This window comes from Streptomyces sp. NPDC058525, from assembly GCF_042719495.1.
Classification (GTDB): domain Bacteria; phylum Actinomycetota; class Actinomycetes; order Streptomycetales; family Streptomycetaceae; genus Streptomyces.
Genome location: NZ_JBHXNP010000023.1, coordinates 13,685 through 36,515 on the forward strand (window position 1 = coordinate 13,685; position 22,831 = coordinate 36,515).

Here is a 22,831-nt window from a genome sequence, read left to right on the forward strand (position 1 = left end):
GGTTCGGCACGGACTCCACTCCCTGTCCGGACGATGTGACTGATCGCGGCCGACTTGTCCAGCGGGCAGTCGGAACAGACGAAGGAAGAGATCATGGCACTTCTCAAGGGCAAGGGCGCGATGACCGGAGTCAACCTCATCGCGAAGGTCTACAAGAACGGCGTCACCAAGGACGGCAAGTCCCAGTACGCCGACGTCCAGCTCGACGCTCGAGATCCGCGCGGTCCGGAGCAGACGAACCTGCATCTGAAGTCCGATCGGGTTCAGGATGAGAACGGCAAGGTCCGCTACAACAACGCCGCTCCGTACTCCACCGGCCAGATGGAGGAGATAGCCAAAGCGGCAGGTCCGAACACCGAGCCGATCCTGGACAAGGGTGGCAACGAGGTCGGCACCATCTACGGCTTCAAGGGCAACGTGATGCCCGCGACGCGCGGCACCGGCCTGGTGGTCAACACCAAGTCCGTCGAGCCCTCCGAGTTCAAGGTCGACGACAAGACGCTGGACAACCAGTTCGCGTCCATGCGCACTGCCCGCGGAGCACGGGCCGCAGCCAAGGAGTCGCAGGCCCAGGCCCCGACCCGCAAGGCCGAGCAGGAGCAGGCAGTCGAAGTCGACGAGCCGGCGGTAGGCTAAGGCAGAGGAGTCAAGCCTTATTCGAAAGGCCCCTGGATACCCTTCCAGGGGCCTTTCAGCTGCACGGAACACGAGCCTAGACCCCGGAGCCCAAACTCCCACTCCCGGAATGATCACCTCTGCGGATACGCCGAAGGCTCAGCCCTCGATCGGCCCGGACCCGGTCGACCAAATGAGCCCAGTAGTGGGCAAGGTCTGCACGGCGGGGCCAATGCGACCCCGGTCGGAGAGCGCTTCAACTAGCAGTTCGAGCAACCCCAGACGCCGGAGAGCAGCGAGCCCAAGTTCGGCGGGTGAGCAACCTGCGGCCCGAGCGCGGAACGAAAGACCCCGAAGTCCCCTCCGCAGCCTTCCTAATTGCCTATTTGAAGCCCTATCAAATGCCACTCGTGATAGACTTTCGACTGATTTTTCAGTTAAGTCTCCAGTCCAGTCGAGAGGTCTTGGGTGGCATGTTTCAAGAGGCACAGCTCAACGAGCGCTACCGGCTCCTGTCCAAGCTCTCGGAGCCACTGAAGAAGGCCGAGCGCGACATCGTCGGCCGCGAGCATGAGACGACACAGCTGTTGGCCTCGATGAGCCGTCCCGAGCTGTGCAACGCGCTCCTGCTGGCCGAAGCCGGCACGGGTAAGACAGCCCTGGTCCAGGCCACGATGCTGGTGGACAAGGACCGCCTCTACCTCGAAGTGGATCCGGCGCGCATGGTCTCCGAGGCGGGCACCGCCGAGAACATGGCCGCGGTACTCAAGGGCTTCTTCGACGAGGCCGAGGACTTCGTCAAGGACGAGAAGCACGAATTGGTCCTCTTCATCGACGAGTTCCACCAGATCATTCAGCTCTCCGACGCCGCCGTAGAGGCGATCAAGCCGGTCCTCGCCGCCTCGGGAACCCGCGGCATCAGGATCATCGCGGCGACGACCTACGAGGAGTTCCACAAGCACATCTCGCCGAACCAGCCGCTCGTCGAGCGCCTGCAGCGCATAAACCTCAACCCGCCAGATCAGGCGACGACCATCAAGATCCTGCAGGGCATGGCCGAACGGTACGGGGTGGCTGACGAGTTCTACGACGACCACATCTTCCGGCAGATCTACGAGTACACCCAGCGCTACATGCCGGCCAGCGCCCAGCCGCGCAAGTCAATTCTCGTGCTCGACTCCATGGTCGGCTGGACTCGCCTGACGCGCCGGCCGATGGACCGGGCCCTGCTCTCGGACGTGCTCATGGAGACCCTGAACGTCAACGTGGCCTTCAAGGTCGACGGCGCGAAGATCAAGAAGCTACTGGACGAGAAGGTGTTCAGCCAGGACTGGGCAACCAGCGCGGTGGCACGTCGCCTGCAGCTGTCGGTGGCGGACCTCAACGACAAGGGAAAGCCGATGGCGAGCCTGTTGTTCACGGGCTCCACGGGCGTCGGCAAGACCGAACTCACCAAACAGCTAGCGAAGCTGCTGTTCGGCGACGACCAGCGGCACCTGATCCGGTTCGACATGACGGAGTACGCCGAAGACTCGTCGTTCGCGACCTTCCGCTCCGAGCTCACCAAGCGCGTGTGGGACCTCTCCCACGCTGTGCTGCTTTTCGACGAGGTCGAGAAGGCCTCGGCGATGGTCACGCGCGTGCTACTGCAGGTGCTCGACGACGGCCGGCTCAACGACGACAACAACCGCGAGGTGAGCTTCCTCAACACGTACATCGTTCTCACGACGAACGCCGGCTCGGAGATCTACAAAAGCATCTCCCAGTACGCCGCCGATGACACAGGCTCGGGCAAGCAGCTGATGGAATACGAGAAACTCATCCGCCGCTCAATCTCCTCGACGACGGGCGACAACCGGTTCCCGCCCGAGCTGCTGGGCCGCATCGACGCGATCGTGCCCTTCCAGCCCCTGTCGCTGCCTACGCAGCAGAAGATTGTGCGAAAGAAGCTGCGCCAGATGGTGCAGGAGGTGTTCGTCAAGCACAACGTGCGGGTCGACGTCGATTCGAGGGTCCTGCAGTACCTCATCGAGGACAAGGGCGACACCGACTCTGATGCTGGTGGCGCACGTGCGGCCGTGGCGAAGCTGACCGACGAGGTCACCACGGCGGTGGCGACCTTCCTCAACGAGCACTCCTCGGAGCAACGGATTCGCATCGACGTCGTCGGCGACCTGGTCAGCGACGACAAGAACCTGCTGAGTTCCGATGCCTACGTCGAGGTCAGTGCGGTGCGATGAGTCCGCCAAGGACGGCGGAAACGAGTTGACTCGCAAGTTGATAGCCCTTTCATATCCTATGGTTGCCTACTCCGACAAGAGAGCGATAGGGTACTCATAAACCAGGCAAACTATGTTTTCTTAGCGAAGGGATCGGCATTAATGGGCATTCTCGGAACGGCAACGGTCCGCCAGAAGAGGGAACGGAAGAAGAAGCCCGACGAGCTTCTGGCCTCCGTAGTGAGAGAGACGGCGATCCCGGCCGCGGTCGAGCTGCTGCGGTCAAACACTCCGTTCGTCTTTCCCAGCGGTACGGCCTGGGTGATGCTCGCGCTTGAGGCCGACAAGATCGGCGGCTTGAGCAAGCGGCACGGCCGGGACGAGGCGAAGGGCTCGATCATCGAGCTCATCAGTTCCGACCAGATCTGCACGGTGGCCACGGCGGAGATGATCCAAGAGGAGGTCTTCGGCATCATCCCCACCGGCGAGACGCTCGCTCGCATGGAGGAGTACTCGCTGCTCACCGGTGCTACCTACGCCTGGGCCGTCGTGTGGCAGAAGCCCAGCGGCGATCTGCTCATCGATCTGGTGAACGATGCGACCTTCGCGCAGGCACGCTCTGTCGCCGCAGGCACCACGAGTCTCGAAGAGGCCCTGGGGGAGAAGGCGTGGACGGAACACAGCGGATTGGGAGCCGAGGCTGGGGCCACTGGCACTGTCCCCGCGGCCATCGGGGAGGACGAGGGGGATGCGATCTTCGATGAGATCCCCGGTGGCGAGGGGGCCGACGAGGGCCTGGACGACGAGCCGCTCTTCAGCGACGTCGATGACGATGAGGGGGCGGACACACCCATGTTCGACGAGGGCGACGCGGGAACCGCTCCAGTCGAGTTGGGGCCGGACTACGACGGCGACGAGGTGGCCGGCTACGAGGGTTTCGACGAGACCGACGCCGGCTACGGCATCGGGGGCGACTACCCGGAGGCCGGCAACACTGTGCTGCTGGCAGATCAGGCCCAAGTGCGCGACGTCATAGCCCGCCGGTTCCTCTCCGAGGAGCTGGACCTGGATGTCCGGCTCGATGAGTTCAACGCGACCTTCGCCATCGGCGCACCGGTCGTGCAGATGGCTTTACCAGAGGGCGCGACTGAGTGGCTCGGAGACCAGGTCGCGCAGCTCAACCGGCAGGCCAACGCAGACTTGATGCGGCTCCGTTCCGCGCACCAGGACGAGCTGCGTGCGTTCTACGTCAACCTCATGGCGGCGCACACCGAGCAGGTCATCCGCGCGGTGGCCACCGACCGCGCGGGCTCCCGGTACAAGCTGTTGAAGGACGCCGCCGAGGCCGAGCACCAGCAGCGGCAGACGGAGAAGGACGAGAAGATCCGGGCTCGCCGGGCGGAGATCGCCAAGGACTATGAGTCGCAGGCCTCCAAGGCGGGCCAGCACGCGGCGCTCTCGGCGGAGCTGCAGTACAAGGAGCGCAACCGCTCGAGGATGGAGCGCGAGCAGATCGACTCCGCCGCCGAGATCGAGCGGGCCATCGAAGATACCCATGCCCACAACCGGCAGGAGATCCTGCGGGTCCGGCGTTCGGACGCGACGCTGAAGATGCAGACCGGGCAGACGCGGATCTTCGAGGTGCTGGCCGAGCGGCAGTCGGATTACCTGGCGGCCGAGGAAGAGCGCCTGAACCAGTGGAAGTCCGAGATTCAGCGGATCGTCGACGACAACCGCAAGGCCGACATCGCCCAGTCCGAGGCGTTGGCCGAGCACCTGCGGATCACGGACGAAGTCGGCGTCCTACGCCGGAAGCAGCAGGACCTCCTGGAGTCGGTGCGCACTGAGCACGCCGACCGGGTCCGCGGGATGGAGGACGAGCTCGAACGCAACCGCAAGGACGCCATCACGCAGATGAAGGCTCGGGACGCCGAGTGGCAGCACAACCTCGACCTGGAGAAGGAGAAGACCAACTCTCAGGTGACGCGGGTCACCGACCTGCTCCAGCAGCTGTCGACGGTCGAGGATTCAGTGGCCAAGCGGTACGAGGCACGCCTGACAGAGATGCAGGCCGACAAGGAGTCCTACGCCAACGAACTGGCTCGGGCCTCCGAGATGCAGAGCCGCTCGAACAAGATCCTCGTCGTCATGATCGTCACGCTCTCGCTCCTGATGGGCGTGGCCGGCTTCATCGTCGGGGTGGTCTTGACCCGTTGAGCGATCCGGTCATGACCGACGGGGTGATCTGACGGCGCATGGGGCGCGTTCCCCATGCGCCGTCGTCGTCTGCACAGGCAGGCGCGCTGGACAACAGGAAAGCAGAACGGGCGAGGCTCGAGAGTAAGGGATCACGATGGCCACGAACAGGCGGAAGGCGGCACGGCGGGAGGCGAGCAGCTGGGACAAGATCTCAGCGCGGTCGCCTGGCGAGACGCTGACGAACCGAGACGTCTACGACAACCAGCAGCTGGACCGTAGCAAGTTCCTGACTTTGAGGTCGACCAGACCGGGCATCGTCGTCGCGGTGATCACTGGCGTGCTGGTGACGATCGTCGTCTGGGTCGTCTACTCGCTCATCGCCACGGCGGTTGCCTCGGTGGGCGCGTCCGTGGGTTCGGGCGTGCCCGGCAGCAGCACCAGCATGCTGAGCGCGTACTACGTCCAGGACACCACGACGGGTGCGGGCGGCTCGGTCGTGAAGTGTTACCGGCCCCTGACCAAGGACGGCAACCCGGACGTGAAGGCGAAGTGCTACCCCAGTACTGAGGCTGTTCCGATCCCCAGCTGGTACACCGCGGCGAAGGACGACAAGCCCAGTGCCGAGAGGCCGGCTGAGCCCAAGAAGAGCGCGACGACGGTCGGCGAGCAGCTGGCCGCCGTCTCAGGGTTCAAGCTCTTCATCACGCTCGGCTCGGGTCTGATGGTCGCCCTCATCATCGGCACGTGGTTCTCGCGGAAGGTCGCCGCGGCGAACCTGATGAACGCCACGAGCGACATCAACCAGTACCAAAACGACCAGCACATCGCCCTGCCAGAAGAGATACAGCAGAACTACGACTGGTTCCCCGACGCCGGTGCTCACTCGAGCGTGCAGGTCAGCTCGATGCTCAGCCACATGATGCTCAGGAAGAAGGGCCTGGGCACCGTCAAAGTCGCCCAGCGCGCCAAGAAGGACGTCATCGATGAGGAGGGGAAGCTCGTCTACTACGCCGGCGAGGTCACGGACGACGACGAGGGCAATCCGCTGATGCAGAGCCTGCCGATCATCGACGAAGACTTCGGCGACGCGCTGTTCGAGGCCTCAGGGCTCCCCAAGGACAAGGAGCTGCGTCAGAAGTACGACACCACGCTGATCCCGTACAACCCTGACGGCAAGAACCGGGACAAGATTGGTTTCGGGTCGGACAAGTACAAGACCGTCGCTGACCTGATCACAGAAGACTGGACGTTCCCGGCGTACGAGGTCCAGCGCCCGGCCGGGGCGTACGTGGTCGATACGGCGCCGGTGAACACCATGGTCCTAGCCATCACCCGGGCCGGTAAGGGCCAGACGTACATCGAGCCGGTCATCGACATGTGGTCCCGGGAGAAGAAGCCTTCGAACATGGTCATCAACGACCCCAAGGGCGAGTTGTTGGTGAAGAACTACGTGCCCCTGGTCACGCGCGGGTTCGAGCCGGTGCAGTTCAATCTGATCAATTCCATGAAGACCGACATCTACAACCCCCTGGGGCTGGCGGCCGACGCGGCGCGTGAGGGCAACTTCACCAGGTGCGCGCTGTACGTGGAGAACATCGCAGGAATCTTCTTTCCGCTCGACGGCGGTGAGGACCCGGTCTGGCCCAATGCCGCCAACAATGCCTTCAAGCGCGCGGCCTACGGACTCATCGACTTCTATCTTGAGGAGGAGCGGGAGCTGCGCAGCGCCGCAGCTGTGCTGAATATGGACCCTGCGCTGGTGGAGCAGAAGCTCGATGACCTCTGGGGCAAGGTCACGCTCTACAACTGCTACCAGCTCTTCGTGCAGATGAGCTCGAAGAAGATCAAGAACCCTGAGGCCGAGCTGGAGAAGCGGGTTAAGGCCGGCGAGTTCGATAGCAACGAGGACGCCCTGGCCGAAGAGCAAGAGAAGGCGGCGGCCCAGGCCTTCATGTGGGAGGGTAAGGCTGACCAGGACATGCTCAGCCTGTACTTCAACGCGAGCGAGGAGCTGCCTCGCAACAACATGCGCACGTTGGTGGGCAACGCCCACAACGCGCTGCGCTCGATGGCCGGGGCGGAGAAGATGCTGGCCTCGGTGTACGGCATCGCAATCACCGCCATGTCGTTCTTCACCGACCCCACGATCTCGACGCTGACCTCGGGCAAACCTTCGCAGAACACCGACCTGGCAGGCCTGAGCTTCCCGCGTCGCCTCGGCGTGCGCTTCGCGCCGAACTATGTCAAGCGCGACCACCTCGTCGGTCAGCAGGCCGTGTGGTCGGCCTACGCCGACCCGATGTTCACCAAGAGCCTCGGCGAGGACTTCGAGCACGAGGAGATCGTCGGCCGCGAGGGCTGGGCGCGGTACAACTTCAAGGGCAAGTTCCCTGACGACGAGGCCTGGCTCAAGCTGGAGCTGGTCAACCCGCAGACGAAGATGCTGGTGCGCACCTTCTACTTCAGCTTCACGAAGAACTACCAGGTCTCACTCAACGGCCGGCACTACGTGGTCGAGCCGGTGACGGGCAGAAAGATCGTGAAGAACGGCGTGATGCGTGAGCTCAAGCCGGTGCGCGAGGGCGGCACCCGGGACGGGAAGGCCCTCTCCTTCCAGCCCGGGGATACGCTCTACCCGGACACTCGGCTCGACTTCTCCGGCGGCGGCAACCCGGAGAAGATCGCGTACCAGGCACGGGCGATCACGCATACGCTATCGCGCTATTCGGAGTCCCCAAAGGCTCTGTTCCTGGTGACTCCACCCCACCTCATGAAGTACGCAAAGCTAATCCTGATCTTGATCAAGCAGCTGTTCGACGTGAGCGCCGACCAGGCATACATGACGAAGTCGAACCAGAAGCCGCTCTACCGCACGCGGTTCATGCTCGACGAGCTCGGCAACCTGCAGTCGGAGGGCAAGGGCATCGACGGCTTCGAAACGATGCTCTCCATCGGCCTGGGCCAGGAGCAGCAGTTCACGCTCATCCTGCAGACTCTGCAGCAGCTGCGCGATGTGTACGGCGAGAGCGTCGACAAGATCGTCCAGGGCAACACCTCGAACATCGTCTTCTTGAAGTCCACGGACGATTCGATGATCGAGACGCTGGAGAAGATGAGCGGCAAGACGCACCGGTCTTACAGGGACAGCAAGCAGATCAGCCAGGATCTCGACAAGGTCATCGGCGGCAAGACCGAGGGCCGGGTCTCCTACACGATGACCACCAAGGAGGAGCCGCTGATCAGCTACAACGACATGGCATTCCTCGCGCCGCGCAACTCGATCGTCTTCCGGGCCGGCGATGCGCCGATCTGGAACCGCAACCAGACGATCCTGCCGATGTCGTTCCAGCTGCTGGGGAACACGATCAGGCACCCGGGGCACACGTACTCGCTGCAGACGATCCCGACGCTGTCCAGTGCCATGGACTTCGACGTGCGGATGAATCAGCCGGACTTCGTGAAGATGCTGGAGAAGCGCATGCGCCAGGCGGCCAAGGCCCCGGACGCAAAAGCACAGTACAAGGAGATCTACGACTATCAGGAGGTCGACATTGAGCGCCTGGACCCGGATGTCTACGCCGACGAGGTCATGGAAGTCATCACCACGATGACCACGGTCGACGAGGGCCAGGACCCCAACGCTCCGGTGGTCGTCGACCCCGACGAGTACGAGGGGATGAGCATGTTCGACGAGGACCAGTTCATCGAGAACGTCGAGGTCGGGGTTGCAATCGCCGAGAGTCAGGCGGTCAGCGTCGAGCGGCAGCGCCTGCTCTACGCCGAAGGGACGATCAGCAAGGAGATGCTGGTCAACCCCGACGGCTCGGCGAAGGTCAAGAGCCTGGACATCGAGATCAGCGAGGCTTACAAGTCCACGCAAACCGAGTTGGAAAAGGATCGCGATCACTTCTCGGTCGGCGGCGACGGCGAGCTACGCAGCGCCGATGGCTCCCAGACGTACATCAGCCAGATCCGCTCGGACACGTACGCCAATGCGGTCCGCCGGATCAACGGCCACGTGAGCGACGAGGACTCCCGGGTGTTCGCCGAGGAGGACGTCACCGAGGAGGACCTGAAGTCACTGGCGACGGTGAAGGTCCACTCGGCCTTCTACCAGTACCTGGCCTCGCTGCCGAGCTGGGAGGTGCTGGCCGACGGCCGGTTCGACCGGGCCATGGCCATCGAGATGAACTCAAAGTAGTCGGCCGCCACATCTGGGAGCCAGACAAGGATCACGACCAGTGCCGAGGCCGTCTCTCGACTAAGAGAGACAGCCTCGGCACTGGTCTTTCCAATAGCCATTAACTCCCTTTCGATAGGCGAGGTAGGCTCTATGCAACCCGGAGCGTCCACAGGAGGCTGATTGACGATGAAGAAGGCACACGGACTGCGCAGGTACTTCTACGAGTACGTCTACTACAAGGCAGTCGAGCAGGCCCGGGAGCAGGCCGAACAGGTCATTCCGATCTCCCAGGCCAAGGCGATACGCGCCCGGGTCGACGAGATCCTCGGCCAGCGGGGCACCGCGCTGGCCGACCCGCGGCTGGGCGTCACCGACTGCCTCTCCGCCATCGACCAGGCGTTCACGGAGAAGGTGTCCGACTACGCGCCGCAGTTCGGCGACCATTCCCCGCAGAACGAGCGCTACCAGCAGTCGCAGCGGGAGTTCACCCGCGTCACCGGTGTCGGAGCCCAGGTCGACCCGAAGTCGGCCCGGCTGCCGATCAGCCCCTATGACCCCGACTGGTCCGAACGCGCGACCGTGAAGCGCGCCGGGACCGCGCTGGTGTACCTGCCGGACGAGACGATCGGACGCGTGGCCGGCGGCGAGGTGGAAACCCTGGCCGATCCGAGGCGCGGAAACATGGTGCTCTGGCGTACCGACGACGAAGGCAAGCCGTTCGAGGCAGGCCGCGCGATGACGAACGACGACGCCGCTGGACTCACCGCGCTGATGGACAAAATGAGCCAGCAGGAGTACGACCAGGTGCGTGAGTGGGTCATCGACGGCGGCCGGGACCCGCAGACGAACCGCGTCGACCACAACCGCTTCATGTCCCAGCACGCCGTGGCGCGCTCGGCAGCACTGCTCGAAGAGCTGAAGGCCCAGGGTGTGTCCTACGAGGTGATGCGCGACCGCGAGCCAGGCCAGATCAAGGCAAAGATCGCCGGGACCGGCATGGAGATCCGCCTCACCGACACACGTCAGGAGGAGTACGCCGGAGCTCGGATCTACGACAACGGCACCGTGCTGCGCTACTCGACGAACTACCGGGTTCCCGGTGGCATGGCGGTTTACTCCCCCTCGCCGGCGGAAGCTGTCCAGCTACTGCGCTTCGCCCAGGGCCATCGCGTCGAGCGCACGGATCTGCCGGGGCACGCCGCCGGCGAGACCGGCACGACGCACCAGGAGCGCGGCCGTGGCCGCACGGTGGTGGATGTGCCCGACAGTTACCACGTTGACCGCGAGTCGATGTTCGTGGTCGGCGACTACGTGGCCCCCGGTGAGTCCGGCCCCCGGCCCGGCTCGAAGGTGATGCTGCGCCGAGACGCGAAGAACCGCTCACTGCCGTACTTCTTCGTCGACGCTGAGCCGGCCGAGATCTATGCGAAGACCGCCGTCGAGAGCGCTCGGAAGAACCTCCAGGCAGCCCTTGACGTCGAGGATCTCTTTGCTCGTGCCGAGGCGGAGCTGGAGCGAACCGGCGGACAGCTGGATGCGATCGAACCGCCGGAGTACTCAGCTGATTCTGAGGTCGCTGCGATCCAGCGCACGTACTGGGACGTGCTCACCGGCGCGCACAGCGAACTGCTGCGCCCGGGTGCGACCGAAGAGATGTACCAGGAACGGCTGGAGGAGATCGGCGAACTGCAGGCCGACGAGGCTCCCGACATGGGCAACCTGGTCTACGGCGGTACCGCCGTCGAGAAGGTCCGACAGCACGCTGAGGACGTTCCCTTCGAACTCATCGGGACCTGGGAGGCGCAGCCCCATGACGTCGACGGCGAGTGGGTCGATCAGCGCTTCAACCCGGAGCGGGTGGCGCGATACATGACCAGCCCCACCGGGCAGTGGTCGAACCTCGACAACCTCGCCTCAGCGCTTCGTCGTTGCGAGATCTCCCCTGACGAGATAATGGGCTCGACCTTCCAAACGACCCGGTTCAAGGACCGTCTCGTCCGCTTCAACGCCGAGCGTTCCGTGCCGATCGCCGATCACGAATCTGCGTTCATACGGCGTATCGGGGTCACCGTGCGTGAGAGCATTGAGCGCAACGCGGCGACGGTCTCCGAGATCCTGGTCGACGAGCAGGGCGTCATTCGCTGGAGTGGCGAGAAGCTTCGCCGTGACGGCAAGGGAACTCCGATCTCGGGTGAGATCGGCCAGGTCTTCGATGTCGGCGAGTACGGCGAGATCACCACCGCCTTCGCCAGCGGGCAGAACGCCCTCATCGTGCCCGGCTACGAGGCCACGATCACGGCCCAGACTCCGGGCGAGGCTCCGACCTCGGTCGAGGAACGCACGCGCCTGCGCGGCTACGAGCAGCTCATGCACGAGCGCACCCAGTACCAGATCGCCGGTGACCTCCTCGCCGGGCGGAGCGAGACCGGCGAGCCCTCCTCGCTCAACACGGTCTACTCACAGCTGTACGGCACCAAGCACCCGATCGACTCCATCGAGCGCGCCACCACGTACCAGCTGGACGAGTCCACCGGCGAGATCAAGGCGCACCTGGAGGAGTGGACGGCAGCGATCCTGCAGACCGAGGCCCGCCGTGTGCGCTACTCCAACGAGATCAAGGCCGGCTCGACGATCTACGCCGAGTACAGGGCCCAGCGCAACCGAACTGACCCGGCTGACGACAACCGCTTCGACGCCTGGCGGCTCACCGGCGGGCGGAACATGACGGTGCTCACCGGCAAGGACCGGAACAACGTCGCTGCCCCCAGCGGCTACTTCGACCCGGTGATGACCGGAGGCGCGACCAACCAGGGCATCGTGCGGTACCTGACCACTCAGGCCCAGGTCGACGCTGACGGCCGGATCGTGCCGGGCGACGAGAGCCTGGCCGGACAGCGTGCGCCGCTCATGGCTCTGCCCGAGCTCGAGACGCTGCGGTACGACCCGTTCGACCGCCAGCAGATGACGGCCTCGACGATCATGCAGTCCTCTGAGGTCACCGCGCCGGCGAAGACGGCGCTGATGACCTTCGGCGGCTGGACAGCTGACGACCCGATCGTGGTGTCGAAGGAGTTCGCCGAGCAACACCGCATCCGCGGGGCTGGCGGCCAGGAGCGAGATCTCGTCGTGGGCGACAAGATCTCGGATCTGCATGGCAACAAGGGCGTGATCTCGCTGATCGTCGACCGGGACATGCCACTGCAGCACGCGCAAGAGCAGGATGTTGTCGAAGAGGTCAACTGGTTTCGGGCCAACCCGGGCCTGGACGTGGTGATGAGCCCGTTCAGCCTCATCTCCCGGCGCAACGCGGGCTCGGCGCGCGAGCTGATGAGCGGGAGCGTCTCCGACCTGCGCTCCCCCACCGGAGAACTGCGGCCGAGTGCCCTGGGCGAGATGCGCTTCGTGGTCACCCATATGGCCGTCGACGAGAAGACGAAGATCTACAATGACGAGCAGGTGCGTGCCGGCAAGGGCCGTAAGGCCTCCTCTCAGCTGGCCTGGGCTCTGCAGTCTCAGGACTGCCCGGCGATCATGCGCGAGTTCTACGGCCACAACAGCGGGGCCGAATCGACCCTGCGCGAGTACCTTCTGGTGACCGGCCTGGACGTGGAGGCTGACGGCACACTGCGGGTGGTCGGCCAGGCCGAGGGCGTCGACGAGCGCACCGAGCGCCGGTTCATCCCGATGCCCGAGCTGCTGCGCACGCAGCCGCGCAAGGCGGGCCAGCTCCCGGGACTCAACACCACGGCGATGCGCAAATCCTTCGGCGACCTCATCGGCGACCGCGGCGGCGACATGGAGATCCCGTTCCCGCTCACGTATCCGACCGGTGAGCAGACCGAGACGATGAGCGCGAGCTCGTGGAAGCTGCCGGTGATGTCCTCATATCTGCGCAGTGGCCAGGAGTTCGAGGATGGGTCCTCCGTCCCGCACGACCACACCCGCAGCTACCAGGACGTCTTCGTCGAGGCCTGCCGCTACCGCTACATGGCCGAGCAGCTGGGCAGCCAGGGTCTGCCCGCGGAGAAGCGCGCCGAGGTGCGCCGCGGCATGAGCGAGTCGGTCTCGCGCGCTCAGCGCGCCTTCGAGGCGATCACGACCGACGTGCAGAACCGGGTGCTGACAGGCAAGAACAACATCTTCAAAACCGGGCTGATGGCCTCGCGGCTCACCGACTCGGCGACGATGGTGTGGACCTCGGACCCCCGGCTGGATGTCGACCAGATTGCGCTCAGCTCGGTCAAGGCCGAGCAGCTGGGACTGGCCGAGGGCGATCACGCGCTGGTGTGGCGTGACCCGGTGCTCCGTGACGCCGGCGTGCGCTACATGCGGGTGGCGCTCGACGACCGGCTCACCGGTGCCGCGATCAACCCGGTGATGGACGCCTGCTTCGACGGCGACTTCGACGGCGATGCCGTCGCCGTGGTGAAGCTGCACAGCGATGCCGCCAAAGCTGAGGCCTTGGCGAAGCTCTCCGTGCCGGCCAACCTGTTGGACACCGGAGTGGTCAAGCACGATGGTTCGCACCCGCTGGCCATGCAGGTGTCGCTGGACACCCAGGTCGCACTCTTCAAGGATGCTGGGCTGGGCGAGGAGTTGCGGAGTTCGCGGAGCGAGGCGAACCGGCTCCGGCTGCAGGCGCTCACCGGCGTACAGTCGCCGGAGGACATCAAGCTCGCCCAGCAGGTCGTGACGGAGGAGCTGAGCGGGCTGTACCGCCAAGCGCAGCGCGGCGAGTTCGGTGCGGCACTGACGTTCTCGGATCGCGACGCGCACTTGCAGAGCGTGCGCGAGGTTTGCGTCGAGACCGGTGCCAAGGGGAGCGAGAAGAAGCTCACCGACTACGCCCGGAACCTGGGCGATGCGCAGGGCACGCCCGGCATCACGCAGGCCGACCAGGAAGCCTCGATGTTCGCCACGGCGATCAAGGCCCACGGCACCGGCTTGGGCGGCTCGTTCAGCCAGCGCGCCGTGCGCGCGCTGCGCGGCGAGGGCCTCAAGGCCGTCCTGGAGGTCACCTACCCGGTGACCCAGTCGATCCTGCAGGCCAAACACGACGCCGCCGAGGCCCGACACAAGTACGCGATGCTCCAGGGCCCCGGCCGCGATCTCTGGAGAGGCCGCAGCATCGAGCACGTCGGCCCGGGCCAGTGGCGCACGGCATTCCTCGACGGAGAACCCGTCCAGGCTACGGCCGAGGAGTGGAAGAGGCAGTTCATTGAGTTCTACGAGTCTAAGGAGGGCTTCGGAGTCACGGTCAACCCGGACTATGTGGCCCGCGTGGCAAGTGCACTGGAGGACCCGAAGACCGGACTCATCCGCAACTTGGAAGAAGATGCGTCGCTGCGGGGAACCGTGATGGACCGGATGGCCTATGGCGGCGCGTTCGCCGATCTGGTCGAGGCAGCCATGAACCGCGAGAGCGTCTACGACGGCGAGAAGAACGAGCAGTTTGCGTCCTTGGGGACTCGGAAGGCTCGGGCGGAGATGTCACGGCAGCTCGACCAACTGGGCTCCGCCGAGACGCACAGCCTTGACAACGCCGTGATCGCTGTCGATGACTCGGTTGTCAAGCACGACGTGATCTCTCAGGACGCGGGGGCCTCCCGCACCCGCGGCTCGCATCGCCGCTCTGCTCATGCCGTGCGCGTGGGCGCGTCGCGTCCGGTTTACACGCCGAGCATCGAGATCGATCAGCCGCAGAGCAACGACGACTACGGGGTGGGGTATTGAAATGGCACAGCACAAGGAACTGGGAACGGGACCCGCGGGCAGTCGGCGTGCAACCAAGGTGCTTCCGGTTGACGACGATAGGCATCAGGCCGATGAGCCGGGAGACAACGCGTATGCCTACGGGGACTCGCGCTCGGGCGAGCCGATCGACGCCGAGGTGATCGACGAGCCGGGACCGGAGGACGCAGACGGTGCACGCGCCTGGCGTGAGCGGCTCCGGGACCGTACCCGCGGGTTCTTCGGTGAGAAGACCCGAAAGCGAATGGCCGACCGGGAGCGCGTACACGGGATCGACGTCGACCGGGCCGAGGACGAAAGCGAGGGCCTGGATCAGCGCGAGCAGCTGCTCAAGCTCCGGGCCGAGACGCGGCTGGCCGGTGAGAAGTACATGGCCTCGCTGCGGGACTCGAAGCTGTTGGTGCCCGGCTTCAACGACGAGGAACGGACGCAGGATCTCGGCGTCATGCACCACGTCTACATGCAGATGATGACGCAGTCGTGTCTCAAGCCGCTCTCGCGAGGGGTGAATGCCAACTCGGTCATCCAGGCGGTCGGCATGGTGATGACGATGCGGATGCTCGCCCCGGACTTCAAGAAGGAGATGGACAGCTACCTCCAGCCCCTCAAGGACAAGATCCAGGAGCGGATCGACACCAGGGCCCGCGGCATGGTCACCTCTGCCGAGAGCCGCATCGCGCACCATCAGAGGATCTTCAAGGACATGCCGCGCAACACCCGGCGCGAGCGCCTCATCGGCAGTACTGATCCGCGTGACCACCTGACGAAGAAGTGGCGCAGGCGCCTCGACGCCATGCAGCACCGTGAGCGCGGCCACCGGGAGATGTTCACTCCAGACTCGGCAGCCATGACCGAAGTCGCGCTCATGGAGAACGCTTTCTGGAAGATGCGTGAGCCGGGCGCGGACGCTGGCCTGATCCGCGATAGCTACCTGGCCATGCGCAAGCGGCTGCACGTGCAGATAAGTGAAGACGGGCTGGAGCGCCAGGAGGTCGTCCAGCGCGCGCGAATTATCATAGGCGAGCGGATGGAGTACGAGCCGGAGCTGCGCACGATGTTCAACGGCGTGGCCCACGGCCGGATCGCCAAGGCCCCTGCGCACGAGGAACGGATCGTGGGATCGGACCGGGTCCGCACGGTTTGGAGCGGGGAGTTCGACGACCAGCTCGGCCAACGTCTACCCGATGACGCGATGTTCACGCTGCGCCGACCCATGGACGCGGACGCCCACCAGGTCCAGCTCGCCGAGACGATGAGGACCTCGCTGCTCGACGCGCTACGCCGCGGCGACCAAGAGGGCTACGGGGGCAACGTCCTCGGCTACCTGGTCGGCTTCGCGGCGCGGAAGCAGGGTCTGGACACCAGCGGGCTGCCCGACATGCTCCAGCACCGTCTGGACCAGTCCGAGGTGATGATCGCGAGCATGGATATCGACGGCCTGCCGCCTGAGGAGCAGCAGCGGGTCTACTCCAACGCTTACGTCGACGCGATGGAAGCAGTGAACGAGAAGCACCCGGATCTTGAGGCTCAGCTGAAGCGGAGCCTCGGAGATAACTGGCAGCAGACGCTGCAGACGGCGGTTAACGACCCGGGGAGCTTCTTCGAGGAGCAGCGGCTCAAGCCGCGGTCTCACCCTACGGATCCGTCGGCCGAGCAGGAGGCTGGCCCGCAGAACGACGGCCCCAACACTGAGGCCGATTCCGAGGACTACCAGCCCGCCTGAGGGCGATCCAAGAACACAACCAAGGAGCAGGAGGAAGGGTCATGAGCCAAGAACAGAACGAGGGACAGCAGGACAAGTTCGGATCGCGTTTCGCGAGGATGTTCGGCTACGTCACAGAGGAGGATCGGAGCCAATGGGAGCAGCAGCGGGCGAAGAGCAAACCGAACGTCAACGCGATCAAGCAAGGCGCGAAGTCGTCGCTGGGTTCGATGATGGAGTTCGGAGAGCGCAACATCGGTGCGAAGCTCGATGCGGCCCACCGCGTGGCGGCGCAGCAGCGGTTCGAGGAGTCCCACGACAAGGTCGTGAACAAGCGCCGCGATCCGAACACGCGAAACATCATCGAGTCGGTCGACTACGAGCCCAAGGACGACCGGGAGGAGATCGATCCAGATCTGGAGCTCTAGTCAAATGAGCCACGATAAACGTGGCGAGTGCACTCAACAAGCCAGTCAGACCTTTTCGACTCATGGCTATCTCCTATAGACTGGTTTCTAAGCGAAACCGCGACATGAACGACGATAGGACAGGGCGTAGACATGGAGACGACGAATCCGCGTGTCAGTAAGCGCGAGTTCATCTCGCGGGTCGCGACTCGCAGCGAGTTGCCGATCCGGGTGGTGAACAAGGTGTACGAGTCGTTGCTTGGTGAGCTCACAGGGGCGGTCAGCTGCGGAGAGACGGTCGTGCTTACGAGCTTCGGCCGCTTCTACCGACAGGACCATAAGGGTCACAAGGTGCGCTTCGGCAAGAGCAACATCGACGACTACGTGGTTCTGAAGTTCTCCGCATCGAGCAGCTTCAACCGCCGACTGGGGGGCAATGAGGACGACATCTCACCGGAGACCTACGGGGCGATCGAGGATGCCGACAAGTTCGAGAACGTCACCGAAGATCGTGGGCTACAGGCCGCATCGTAGACAACGAGGAGCCAGCAAAAAAGAGAACCCCCGTGATGCCTGTGTGCATCACGGGGGTTCTCTCTATGACGGAACGAGCCAAACCGCGAGGCTCAGCCGTCGCGATGGTGAAGGTCAGCACGAGCACGATGACCGGGAGGATGGGAACGCCGGCCCCTACGAGGCATAGGTCACTCGAACTGGCGGTCAGGCTCGTTCATGGATGGCGTATCGAAGCTGCCGATCAAGCGCCGTCGGGGCCGCGAGGCACTCGCAATCGGCTCGCGCTGCGCAGCCAGCTCGGCCAGAGTGAAGCCCACCGGGCGACCCAAACGCTGGCCGGCCATGTAGTAGGCCTGCCCGTTCGCGCGTTCACCCAGGGCGATGATCTCGCGGGTGACAGGCTCGCCCGGACTCTGGGGCACTCGCTCCCGCCAGACGATCCGGTGTGAGGGCTTCGCATTCGGATCTGTGCTGACGTACGTGGTCTCGCAATCAGAGAGGTCGGGATAGCTGGGGTAATACCCCAGCGGGTGCGTGCCCGGCGCGCCCTCCTCGATCCGGACCAACTGCTTGAGAGCGACCCGCAGAAGCCGGTCTTCCGGTCCATGAGGGCGCATCACCGCAGCGTCATGGAGCGCCTGGAGGTCCTGCTTGAGACCAGTCGTCGGCAGAAGACGGATGGGAGGCTGACGCTCACTCATCACGCTTCTCCTGCTGTACAGCACGATGCTCGTCCGCCCACTGCCGACCGAGCGGGCCCAGGCTCTCGGCGAGCTCTTCGATGGTCACCCCCGCCTCGTCGGAAGGGTCGGACGCCTGGATGCGGCGGGAGAGCTCCCCCTGGAAAGCAGCCTCAGCGCGGACGTGGGCCGCGTGATCGAACTTCATGAGGCGCATGAACGCGGCGAAGGGGATGATCGCGGCCTCGGGCTTGTTGTCGTCTCCGAAGATCAGCGGCGTGGTCTGGCCGCGGCGATAGAGGTTCAGCACCGTGGCGAGATCCTCGCGCCTGAGCCGGTCGGTCGGGACGACGTTGACGGAGAACTTCGGGAGCTCGGCGTCGGGAGTGCCGTTGTCGTGGGCATTGCTGTCGTGAGCCATACCTTCAGTCTAATCAGTCGGGAATGGATTGCCTTCGACTCGCATACGACGGGCCGCGCCGAGTCGATACGGGCATCGAATGGTGGACTACTCTGTGTCCGAGAGACGAGCCAGGCAAGAGAAAGAAGGGCCCGTGATCCAGCCCGCACGGTGCGGGGCTGGAACACGGGCCCTGATGGATGCACGGTCGCGACTTCAGAAGTTCCCCTCGTCGACCTGCAGGCAGACGATGCCGAGCGAGCGCCATAGGGCTACCACTCGGTCACGGTCGTCCAGAGCCAGGAGGACGTCGTAGACGTCACGAATGTGGGCGTTGAACAGCTCGTGCTTGACGGCGTGGTCGGGGCGCATGTCTCCCTGGCCGCGCATTAGCAGCAGGGCATCGTCAGCCCACTTCCCCAGGTGCTGGCCCAGCCAGCTCCGGGTCGCAGCGCGGACGCTGTACCCCCCGTCGTCACGCTCGGGCCGGCCAGAGCAGAAGATGATCTGGTGGCCAGCGTCTCGCAGCGCATTCACCGTTTCGATGATCGGCGAGTTAGGCAGATCCCAGACCACCAAGGTGTATTCACGATGCCCCCGCAGCAGCGTGCCGTCGGACAGCTCATGCTTGGCGACCGTCCCGTCGATGTCGACGATGACAGCTCGGGGCCGGCGCGGCGTCCCGATGGTCGTGAGTGCGTTCATGACTGGTGTGTCCCTCCTTGTCGAGGCTCGTGCTTCAGTCGTCCTGCGGCGGAGAGCCAGGGAACTTGCGCACGACGGAAACCAGGAGTGGCACAAGGGTGTTGAACGGGCCCGCTGCGTGCTGCGTTCCATGCGAGGAGGCAAGGTGGACAGGGATCTCCGGCAGGGTCCCAGACTCGCTGCACTCGGCGCATGCCCAGGTCAAGCCGACGACGGGAGCATGGACGAGATAGCCGTCCTGGACGACCCAGTCGTAGCGGGCGGCCAGGCTGTGCTCGTCGTCGGCGACGAAGTCGGCGTCGAACAGCTGGTCGGGAACGGCGAGTTCAGGCATCAGTGGGCTCCTCTCGACTGAGAGCTGGCCCCGGCAATGCCGGGGTATCGAATGACGAGGCTTCGATGGATGGTCTGGCACCGGTCAGACGAGCGACCTCCAGGACGTGGGCCTCGATGTCGGCGCGGGCCTGGGCGACAACCTGCTCGCCGGCCTCCACCAGCGAGTCGACGGCGAACTGGGCGTTGCTCCCCACATGGGCGACGGCGTTCTCGAGCACCCGGAGCGCTTCCTTGGTGGCCCTCACACCCTTCTTCTCGTGGATCGCCTCGTGCAGCGCCGCCGTGGCCGCCTTGACACCGGCGTACATCCGGTCGGTGACCTCTCGGACCTCCCGCAGGCTTTCGGCGGTGCGGGGCTGGTGCGGGATCTCGGGCACGAAGGGTTCGTGCTCGGTACGCCGGATAGTCACCGGCACACCGCTGCCGAGCCCCATGGAAGACACGAGCGAGCCCCACTGCGCGAGGCTCATCTCGATCTCCACGAGCTCCCGACCTGGATGGACCCAGTCGTGGTTGAGGTCGCGTTTGCGAGTGGCCTCGTGAACGGAGAGCTCGACGGTTTCGTTGTGGAGCAGGTCGGACTGGAACAGCGATCGACCTGATCCGTGCCTGCGCGTCACGACCGCGACGCCGAAGGCGGGGTGAACTTCATCGCCGCTCGCCGTGTTGATCGCTGGTTCCTGGGCCGGACGGCGGCTCATACTGGTATCACCTCAGACGACTCGACCTGCTGGGCCTGGTGCTCGCGGTAGCGCCTCAGGGGCAGGACGATGCAGCAGAAGGCGAAGAAGCGCCCCATGTCGGCGTCCCGGAACGACCAATCGGTTGGCGGCTGCAGGGGGCCGTGCGGTCGTACGGGCTTGTTGGCGATCCGCTCGGTCATGCTCGCTCCTCGGTGGCGTATTCGATGACGATGGCGGTGTCGCGGACGTGGAAGCGGAGGACCTCTCCGGGTATCGGCTCTGTGCTGGCGAGATCGTGCGTCTCCCGATAGGCATTGGCGGCCACGGCCCACACTTTGCTGATCTCCTCCGCTGCGGCGCCCAAAGGCTCAGGGGCGGGGATGATCCAACGGTGCACACTGTGGGTGACGGTCTCGAACGTGAAGTCAGCCACCAGCCACCGCTGCCTTGGGCGGGGGTTCCACGATGACGTCGATGTGGGTGAGGTGGATGCCGCCCGTGTAGCCCTCGACGGACACCACGGGGGCGCCGCAGCCAAGCATCCAGGCCGGCGTACGTGTGACGGTCGTCAGGGCGCGGCACAAGTTCGCGTCGGCCTCCCCCACGAAACGACCTTCCGCCTGTCGCTTCCGGACCGCGACCGCGAGCGGGTCCTCCGGGCGGACACCGGGGTACGCGACCACCGGCGTACCAATCGGGTACAGGGCGTTCCACTCCTCGTCGTTCACCGGGTGCCTTCCTCGTTGTCGGCCGGCGGCCGGTGTGGGATGTCGATGCCTTCGCCCAGGGCAGGCTCGTTGTAGGAGGCGAGGACTGCCTGCCACTTCCGCCGGAAACGGGCGGCCTGGATGAACGACCATGCGGTCGTCACGAGCTGCGCGCACACCAGGCTCGTCATCGGCGACGGTGTCTCGCCCGCGATCACGAGCCAGATGCCGGTCACGACCAGGGCTCCAGCCATGCCGCTCAGGAAGGCTTGGGCGAGCAGTCGGAGAAGCGGGAAACGCGTCACGACGGCACCTCTCCAGCTACCGTGGCATCGCTCTGGCCAGCTGAGGGGTGAGAATCCCCGTCGACCTCGACGGTCTCTTCGTCGACGTACATGGCGAGGAAGCTGTCGTCGAGCGGATCGACGACATGCTCCTCGGTGAACTCGGCCTGGTACTCGCGGGGATCGCGGCCTCCCGGGTGGTTGCGCACCTTGCCGATGACGTCGGCGATCCATGCGAGGGTGTGTTCACCGGACCAGTCCGGCGAGGTTCCAAGGCCGAGCGCGATCGCGTCGACTGCGTCGGTGTCGGTGAGGGGCGTATGACCCCCGCTGCCGTTCGCACGGGAGAGCGGCAACTCGTAGCCCAGGATGAAGCCCATGGCTGCCAGCACGTTTTCGGGCAGTTTGTAGGCGTTCCAGATAGCGCTGGTCGCATCCGTACGGCTGTCGCCGCCGGCAAGTCCGCCTGAGATGTAGATCCTGTAGTCGGCGACGGTGAGGAAGGTTGTTCCTCGGGAATCGAGGGCCATTTCGAGGTTGTCGATGATGGCGAGACCAGCGCGCCGGGCGTACTCGATGAGTAGTGCACCGTCCTCGCCGACGAGGTCGAATTCGCCACAGAGACCCGTCAGCAGCTCTTCCAACTCGGTACGAGGGTCATCGAAGTTGAAGAGTGAGAGATCCTCGATCTGCTCGAGCAGCTGGCGGCCACGGTCGAAGTTCGGTGGCTCGGCACATTGGGCCGGAAAGGCGATGGTGGCGATGAGCATGCTTGCGCCCATGGCAATCTGCTCCTTTGATGGGGGTGGTTCAGCAGGTCGGACGTGTTGGGGTGGTCAGTAGCTCTTGCGCCGGCGTGCGAGACGCCAGCGGTAGAGGGGGCTCGGCACGCGGTTGGACTTCCGCCGGTTGTGCCGGCCGCAGAGCAACTGGCCGTTCCACAGTTCAGTCGGCCCGCCGCGACTCCAGGGGTGTATGTGATCTGCCTCGGTCCCCGGTGTCGGACACCGGAACCAAAAGGGCGGCTTGTGCTCGCACCGGCCGTTGGCCTGACGGATGAGCTGCTGCTTCTGGGACCAGGTGAAAAGCCGGGTGGGGTCTCGCCAACGCCGCTTACGGCCAACGCCGATGGCGAGACACAGGATGCCGAGCGCAGCGACAGCCAAACATGCGAGTAGCACAGTCGGAGCCGGAGGCATGGCGTTCAGTGCCGGTCGATATCGAAGGGGATCAGCTCACGCCTGGTCTCCCAAGACAGATCCTCGGAGTCGATGGCCATGACGAGACGGGCCTTACCGAGGTCAAGGTTGGCCCTTCGCAGCTCACAATGCTCTGCGCCGGGGTCGGGCTCGGAGACGATGTGGTACTTGGGCATGGTCGAAGGCTGCTTTCTGTGCAGGAACGCGTGAGCCGGACAGGGAACCGCCGAGGAGACCGGAGTAGC

20 protein-coding genes are annotated in these 22,831 nt (G+C 64.8%); 8 read left to right on the forward strand and 12 right to left on the reverse strand.

What is annotated here, in order from left to right; all coding sequences use genetic code 11:
• Window positions 1-93 precede the first annotated feature (93 nt).
• From ACFWP3_RS13945 to ACFWP3_RS13980, 8 genes are all read left to right on the forward strand, one after another.
• Complete coding sequence (locus ACFWP3_RS13945) at window positions 94-636, forward strand: hypothetical protein (protein ID WP_384220029.1); 543 nt, start codon at window positions 94-96, stop codon at window positions 634-636.
• A 452-nt stretch (window positions 637-1,088) separates the two neighbouring features.
• Window positions 1,089-2,855: an AAA family ATPase gene (locus tag ACFWP3_RS13950; protein WP_384220032.1), complete on the forward strand. Its 1,767-nt coding sequence runs from the start codon at window positions 1,089-1,091 to the stop codon at window positions 2,853-2,855.
• A 141-nt stretch (window positions 2,856-2,996) separates the two neighbouring features.
• The gene (locus tag ACFWP3_RS13955; protein WP_384220034.1) at window positions 2,997-5,051 is read left to right on the forward strand and encodes a hypothetical protein; all 2,055 of its coding nucleotides are present in this window, start codon (window positions 2,997-2,999) and stop codon (window positions 5,049-5,051) included.
• 136 nt (window positions 5,052-5,187) lie between these two features.
• Window positions 5,188-9,234, forward strand: a complete 4,047-nt coding sequence (locus ACFWP3_RS13960) for a type IV secretory system conjugative DNA transfer family protein (RefSeq protein ID WP_384220037.1) — start codon at window positions 5,188-5,190, stop codon at window positions 9,232-9,234.
• Window positions 9,235-9,402: 168 nt separating this feature from the next.
• Window positions 9,403-14,949, forward strand: coding sequence for a hypothetical protein (locus ACFWP3_RS13965; protein WP_384220195.1), 5,547 nt, complete (start codon window positions 9,403-9,405; stop codon window positions 14,947-14,949).
• A 1-nt stretch (window position 14,950) separates the two neighbouring features.
• Window positions 14,951-16,690, forward strand: a complete 1,740-nt coding sequence (locus tag ACFWP3_RS13970; protein WP_384220040.1) for a hypothetical protein — start codon at window positions 14,951-14,953, stop codon at window positions 16,688-16,690.
• Between the two features lie 41 nt (window positions 16,691-16,731).
• Window positions 16,732-17,097 carry a hypothetical protein gene (locus tag ACFWP3_RS13975; protein ID WP_384220043.1) on the forward strand — a complete coding sequence of 122 codons (366 nt, stop codon included), beginning with the start codon at window positions 16,732-16,734 and terminating at the stop codon, window positions 17,095-17,097.
• A gap of 132 nt (window positions 17,098-17,229) precedes the next feature.
• The gene (locus tag ACFWP3_RS13980; RefSeq protein WP_384220046.1) at window positions 17,230-17,610 is read left to right on the forward strand and encodes an HU family DNA-binding protein; all 381 of its coding nucleotides are present in this window, start codon (window positions 17,230-17,232) and stop codon (window positions 17,608-17,610) included.
• Between the two features lie 170 nt (window positions 17,611-17,780).
• On the opposite strand, the gene ACFWP3_RS13985 is transcribed toward ACFWP3_RS13980, so the two are convergent.
• The 12 genes from ACFWP3_RS13985 to ACFWP3_RS14040 form a co-directional block, all read right to left on the reverse strand.
• Window positions 17,781-18,293, reverse strand: coding sequence for a hypothetical protein (locus ACFWP3_RS13985; RefSeq protein ID WP_384220049.1), 513 nt, complete (start codon window positions 18,291-18,293; stop codon window positions 17,781-17,783).
• Window positions 18,286-18,693 carry a hypothetical protein gene (locus tag ACFWP3_RS13990; RefSeq protein WP_384220052.1) on the reverse strand — a complete coding sequence of 136 codons (408 nt, stop codon included), beginning with the start codon at window positions 18,691-18,693 and terminating at the stop codon, window positions 18,286-18,288. Before ACFWP3_RS13990 ends, ACFWP3_RS13985 begins: the two co-directional genes overlap by 8 nt.
• Window positions 18,694-18,888: 195 nt before the next feature.
• Window positions 18,889-19,377: a hypothetical protein gene (locus tag ACFWP3_RS13995; RefSeq protein ID WP_384220054.1), complete on the reverse strand. Its 489-nt coding sequence runs from the start codon at window positions 19,375-19,377 to the stop codon at window positions 18,889-18,891.
• Between the two features lie 34 nt (window positions 19,378-19,411).
• A complete protein-coding gene (locus ACFWP3_RS14000) occupies window positions 19,412-19,711 on the reverse strand; it encodes a hypothetical protein (protein WP_384220055.1) in 300 nt (99 codons plus the stop codon).
• Window positions 19,704-20,414, reverse strand: coding sequence for a hypothetical protein (locus ACFWP3_RS14005; protein ID WP_384220058.1), 711 nt, complete (start codon window positions 20,412-20,414; stop codon window positions 19,704-19,706). The genes ACFWP3_RS14000 and ACFWP3_RS14005 overlap by 8 nt, the downstream gene beginning before the upstream one ends.
• Window positions 20,411-20,596 (reverse strand): hypothetical protein, encoded by a 186-nt coding sequence (locus tag ACFWP3_RS14010; RefSeq protein WP_384220060.1) that lies wholly within the window; start codon window positions 20,594-20,596, stop codon window positions 20,411-20,413. The genes ACFWP3_RS14005 and ACFWP3_RS14010 overlap by 4 nt, the downstream gene beginning before the upstream one ends.
• Complete coding sequence (locus ACFWP3_RS14015) at window positions 20,593-20,829, reverse strand: hypothetical protein (RefSeq protein WP_384220062.1); 237 nt, start codon at window positions 20,827-20,829, stop codon at window positions 20,593-20,595. The genes ACFWP3_RS14010 and ACFWP3_RS14015 overlap by 4 nt, the downstream gene beginning before the upstream one ends.
• Window positions 20,822-21,124, reverse strand: coding sequence for a hypothetical protein (locus ACFWP3_RS14020; protein ID WP_384220065.1), 303 nt, complete (start codon window positions 21,122-21,124; stop codon window positions 20,822-20,824). The genes ACFWP3_RS14015 and ACFWP3_RS14020 overlap by 8 nt, the downstream gene beginning before the upstream one ends.
• Window positions 21,121-21,408 (reverse strand): hypothetical protein, encoded by a 288-nt coding sequence (locus tag ACFWP3_RS14025; protein WP_384220068.1) that lies wholly within the window; start codon window positions 21,406-21,408, stop codon window positions 21,121-21,123. The genes ACFWP3_RS14020 and ACFWP3_RS14025 overlap by 4 nt, the downstream gene beginning before the upstream one ends.
• Window positions 21,405-22,169 (reverse strand): hypothetical protein, encoded by a 765-nt coding sequence (locus tag ACFWP3_RS14030; RefSeq protein WP_384220071.1) that lies wholly within the window; start codon window positions 22,167-22,169, stop codon window positions 21,405-21,407. The genes ACFWP3_RS14025 and ACFWP3_RS14030 overlap by 4 nt, the downstream gene beginning before the upstream one ends.
• A gap of 54 nt (window positions 22,170-22,223) precedes the next feature.
• Window positions 22,224-22,586, reverse strand: a complete 363-nt coding sequence (locus ACFWP3_RS14035) for an HNH endonuclease (protein ID WP_384220074.1) — start codon at window positions 22,584-22,586, stop codon at window positions 22,224-22,226.
• A 5-nt stretch (window positions 22,587-22,591) separates the two neighbouring features.
• Window positions 22,592-22,762, reverse strand: a complete 171-nt coding sequence (locus ACFWP3_RS14040) for a hypothetical protein (RefSeq protein ID WP_384220076.1) — start codon at window positions 22,760-22,762, stop codon at window positions 22,592-22,594.
• Window positions 22,763-22,831: the final 69 nt, after the last annotated feature.

Coding starts and splice junctions, on each gene's coding strand:
- ACFWP3_RS13945 (WP_384220029.1), top strand. CDS start 94: ATGGCACTTCTCAAGGGCAAGGGCGCGATGACCGGAGTCAACCTCATC.
- ACFWP3_RS13950 (WP_384220032.1), top strand. CDS start 1,089: ATGTTTCAAGAGGCACAGCTCAACGAGCGCTACCGGCTCCTGTCCAAG.
- ACFWP3_RS13955 (WP_384220034.1), top strand. CDS start 2,997: ATGGGCATTCTCGGAACGGCAACGGTCCGCCAGAAGAGGGAACGGAAG.
- ACFWP3_RS13960 (WP_384220037.1), top strand. CDS start 5,188: ATGGCCACGAACAGGCGGAAGGCGGCACGGCGGGAGGCGAGCAGCTGG.
- ACFWP3_RS13965 (WP_384220195.1), top strand. CDS start 9,403: ATGAAGAAGGCACACGGACTGCGCAGGTACTTCTACGAGTACGTCTAC.
- ACFWP3_RS13970 (WP_384220040.1), top strand. CDS start 14,951: ATGGCACAGCACAAGGAACTGGGAACGGGACCCGCGGGCAGTCGGCGT.
- ACFWP3_RS13975 (WP_384220043.1), top strand. CDS start 16,732: ATGAGCCAAGAACAGAACGAGGGACAGCAGGACAAGTTCGGATCGCGT.
- ACFWP3_RS13980 (WP_384220046.1), top strand. CDS start 17,230: ATGGAGACGACGAATCCGCGTGTCAGTAAGCGCGAGTTCATCTCGCGG.
- ACFWP3_RS13985 (WP_384220049.1), bottom strand. CDS start 18,293: ATGAGTGAGCGTCAGCCTCCCATCCGTCTTCTGCCGACGACTGGTCTC.
- ACFWP3_RS13990 (WP_384220052.1), bottom strand. CDS start 18,693: ATGGCTCACGACAGCAATGCCCACGACAACGGCACTCCCGACGCCGAG.
- ACFWP3_RS13995 (WP_384220054.1), bottom strand. CDS start 19,377: ATGAACGCACTCACGACCATCGGGACGCCGCGCCGGCCCCGAGCTGTC.
- ACFWP3_RS14000 (WP_384220055.1), bottom strand. CDS start 19,711: ATGCCTGAACTCGCCGTTCCCGACCAGCTGTTCGACGCCGACTTCGTC.
- ACFWP3_RS14005 (WP_384220058.1), bottom strand. CDS start 20,414: ATGAGCCGCCGTCCGGCCCAGGAACCAGCGATCAACACGGCGAGCGGC.
- ACFWP3_RS14010 (WP_384220060.1), bottom strand. CDS start 20,596: ATGACCGAGCGGATCGCCAACAAGCCCGTACGACCGCACGGCCCCCTG.
- ACFWP3_RS14030 (WP_384220071.1), bottom strand. CDS start 22,169: ATGGGCGCAAGCATGCTCATCGCCACCATCGCCTTTCCGGCCCAATGT.
- ACFWP3_RS14035 (WP_384220074.1), bottom strand. CDS start 22,586: ATGCCTCCGGCTCCGACTGTGCTACTCGCATGTTTGGCTGTCGCTGCG.
- ACFWP3_RS14040 (WP_384220076.1), bottom strand. CDS start 22,762: ATGCCCAAGTACCACATCGTCTCCGAGCCCGACCCCGGCGCAGAGCAT.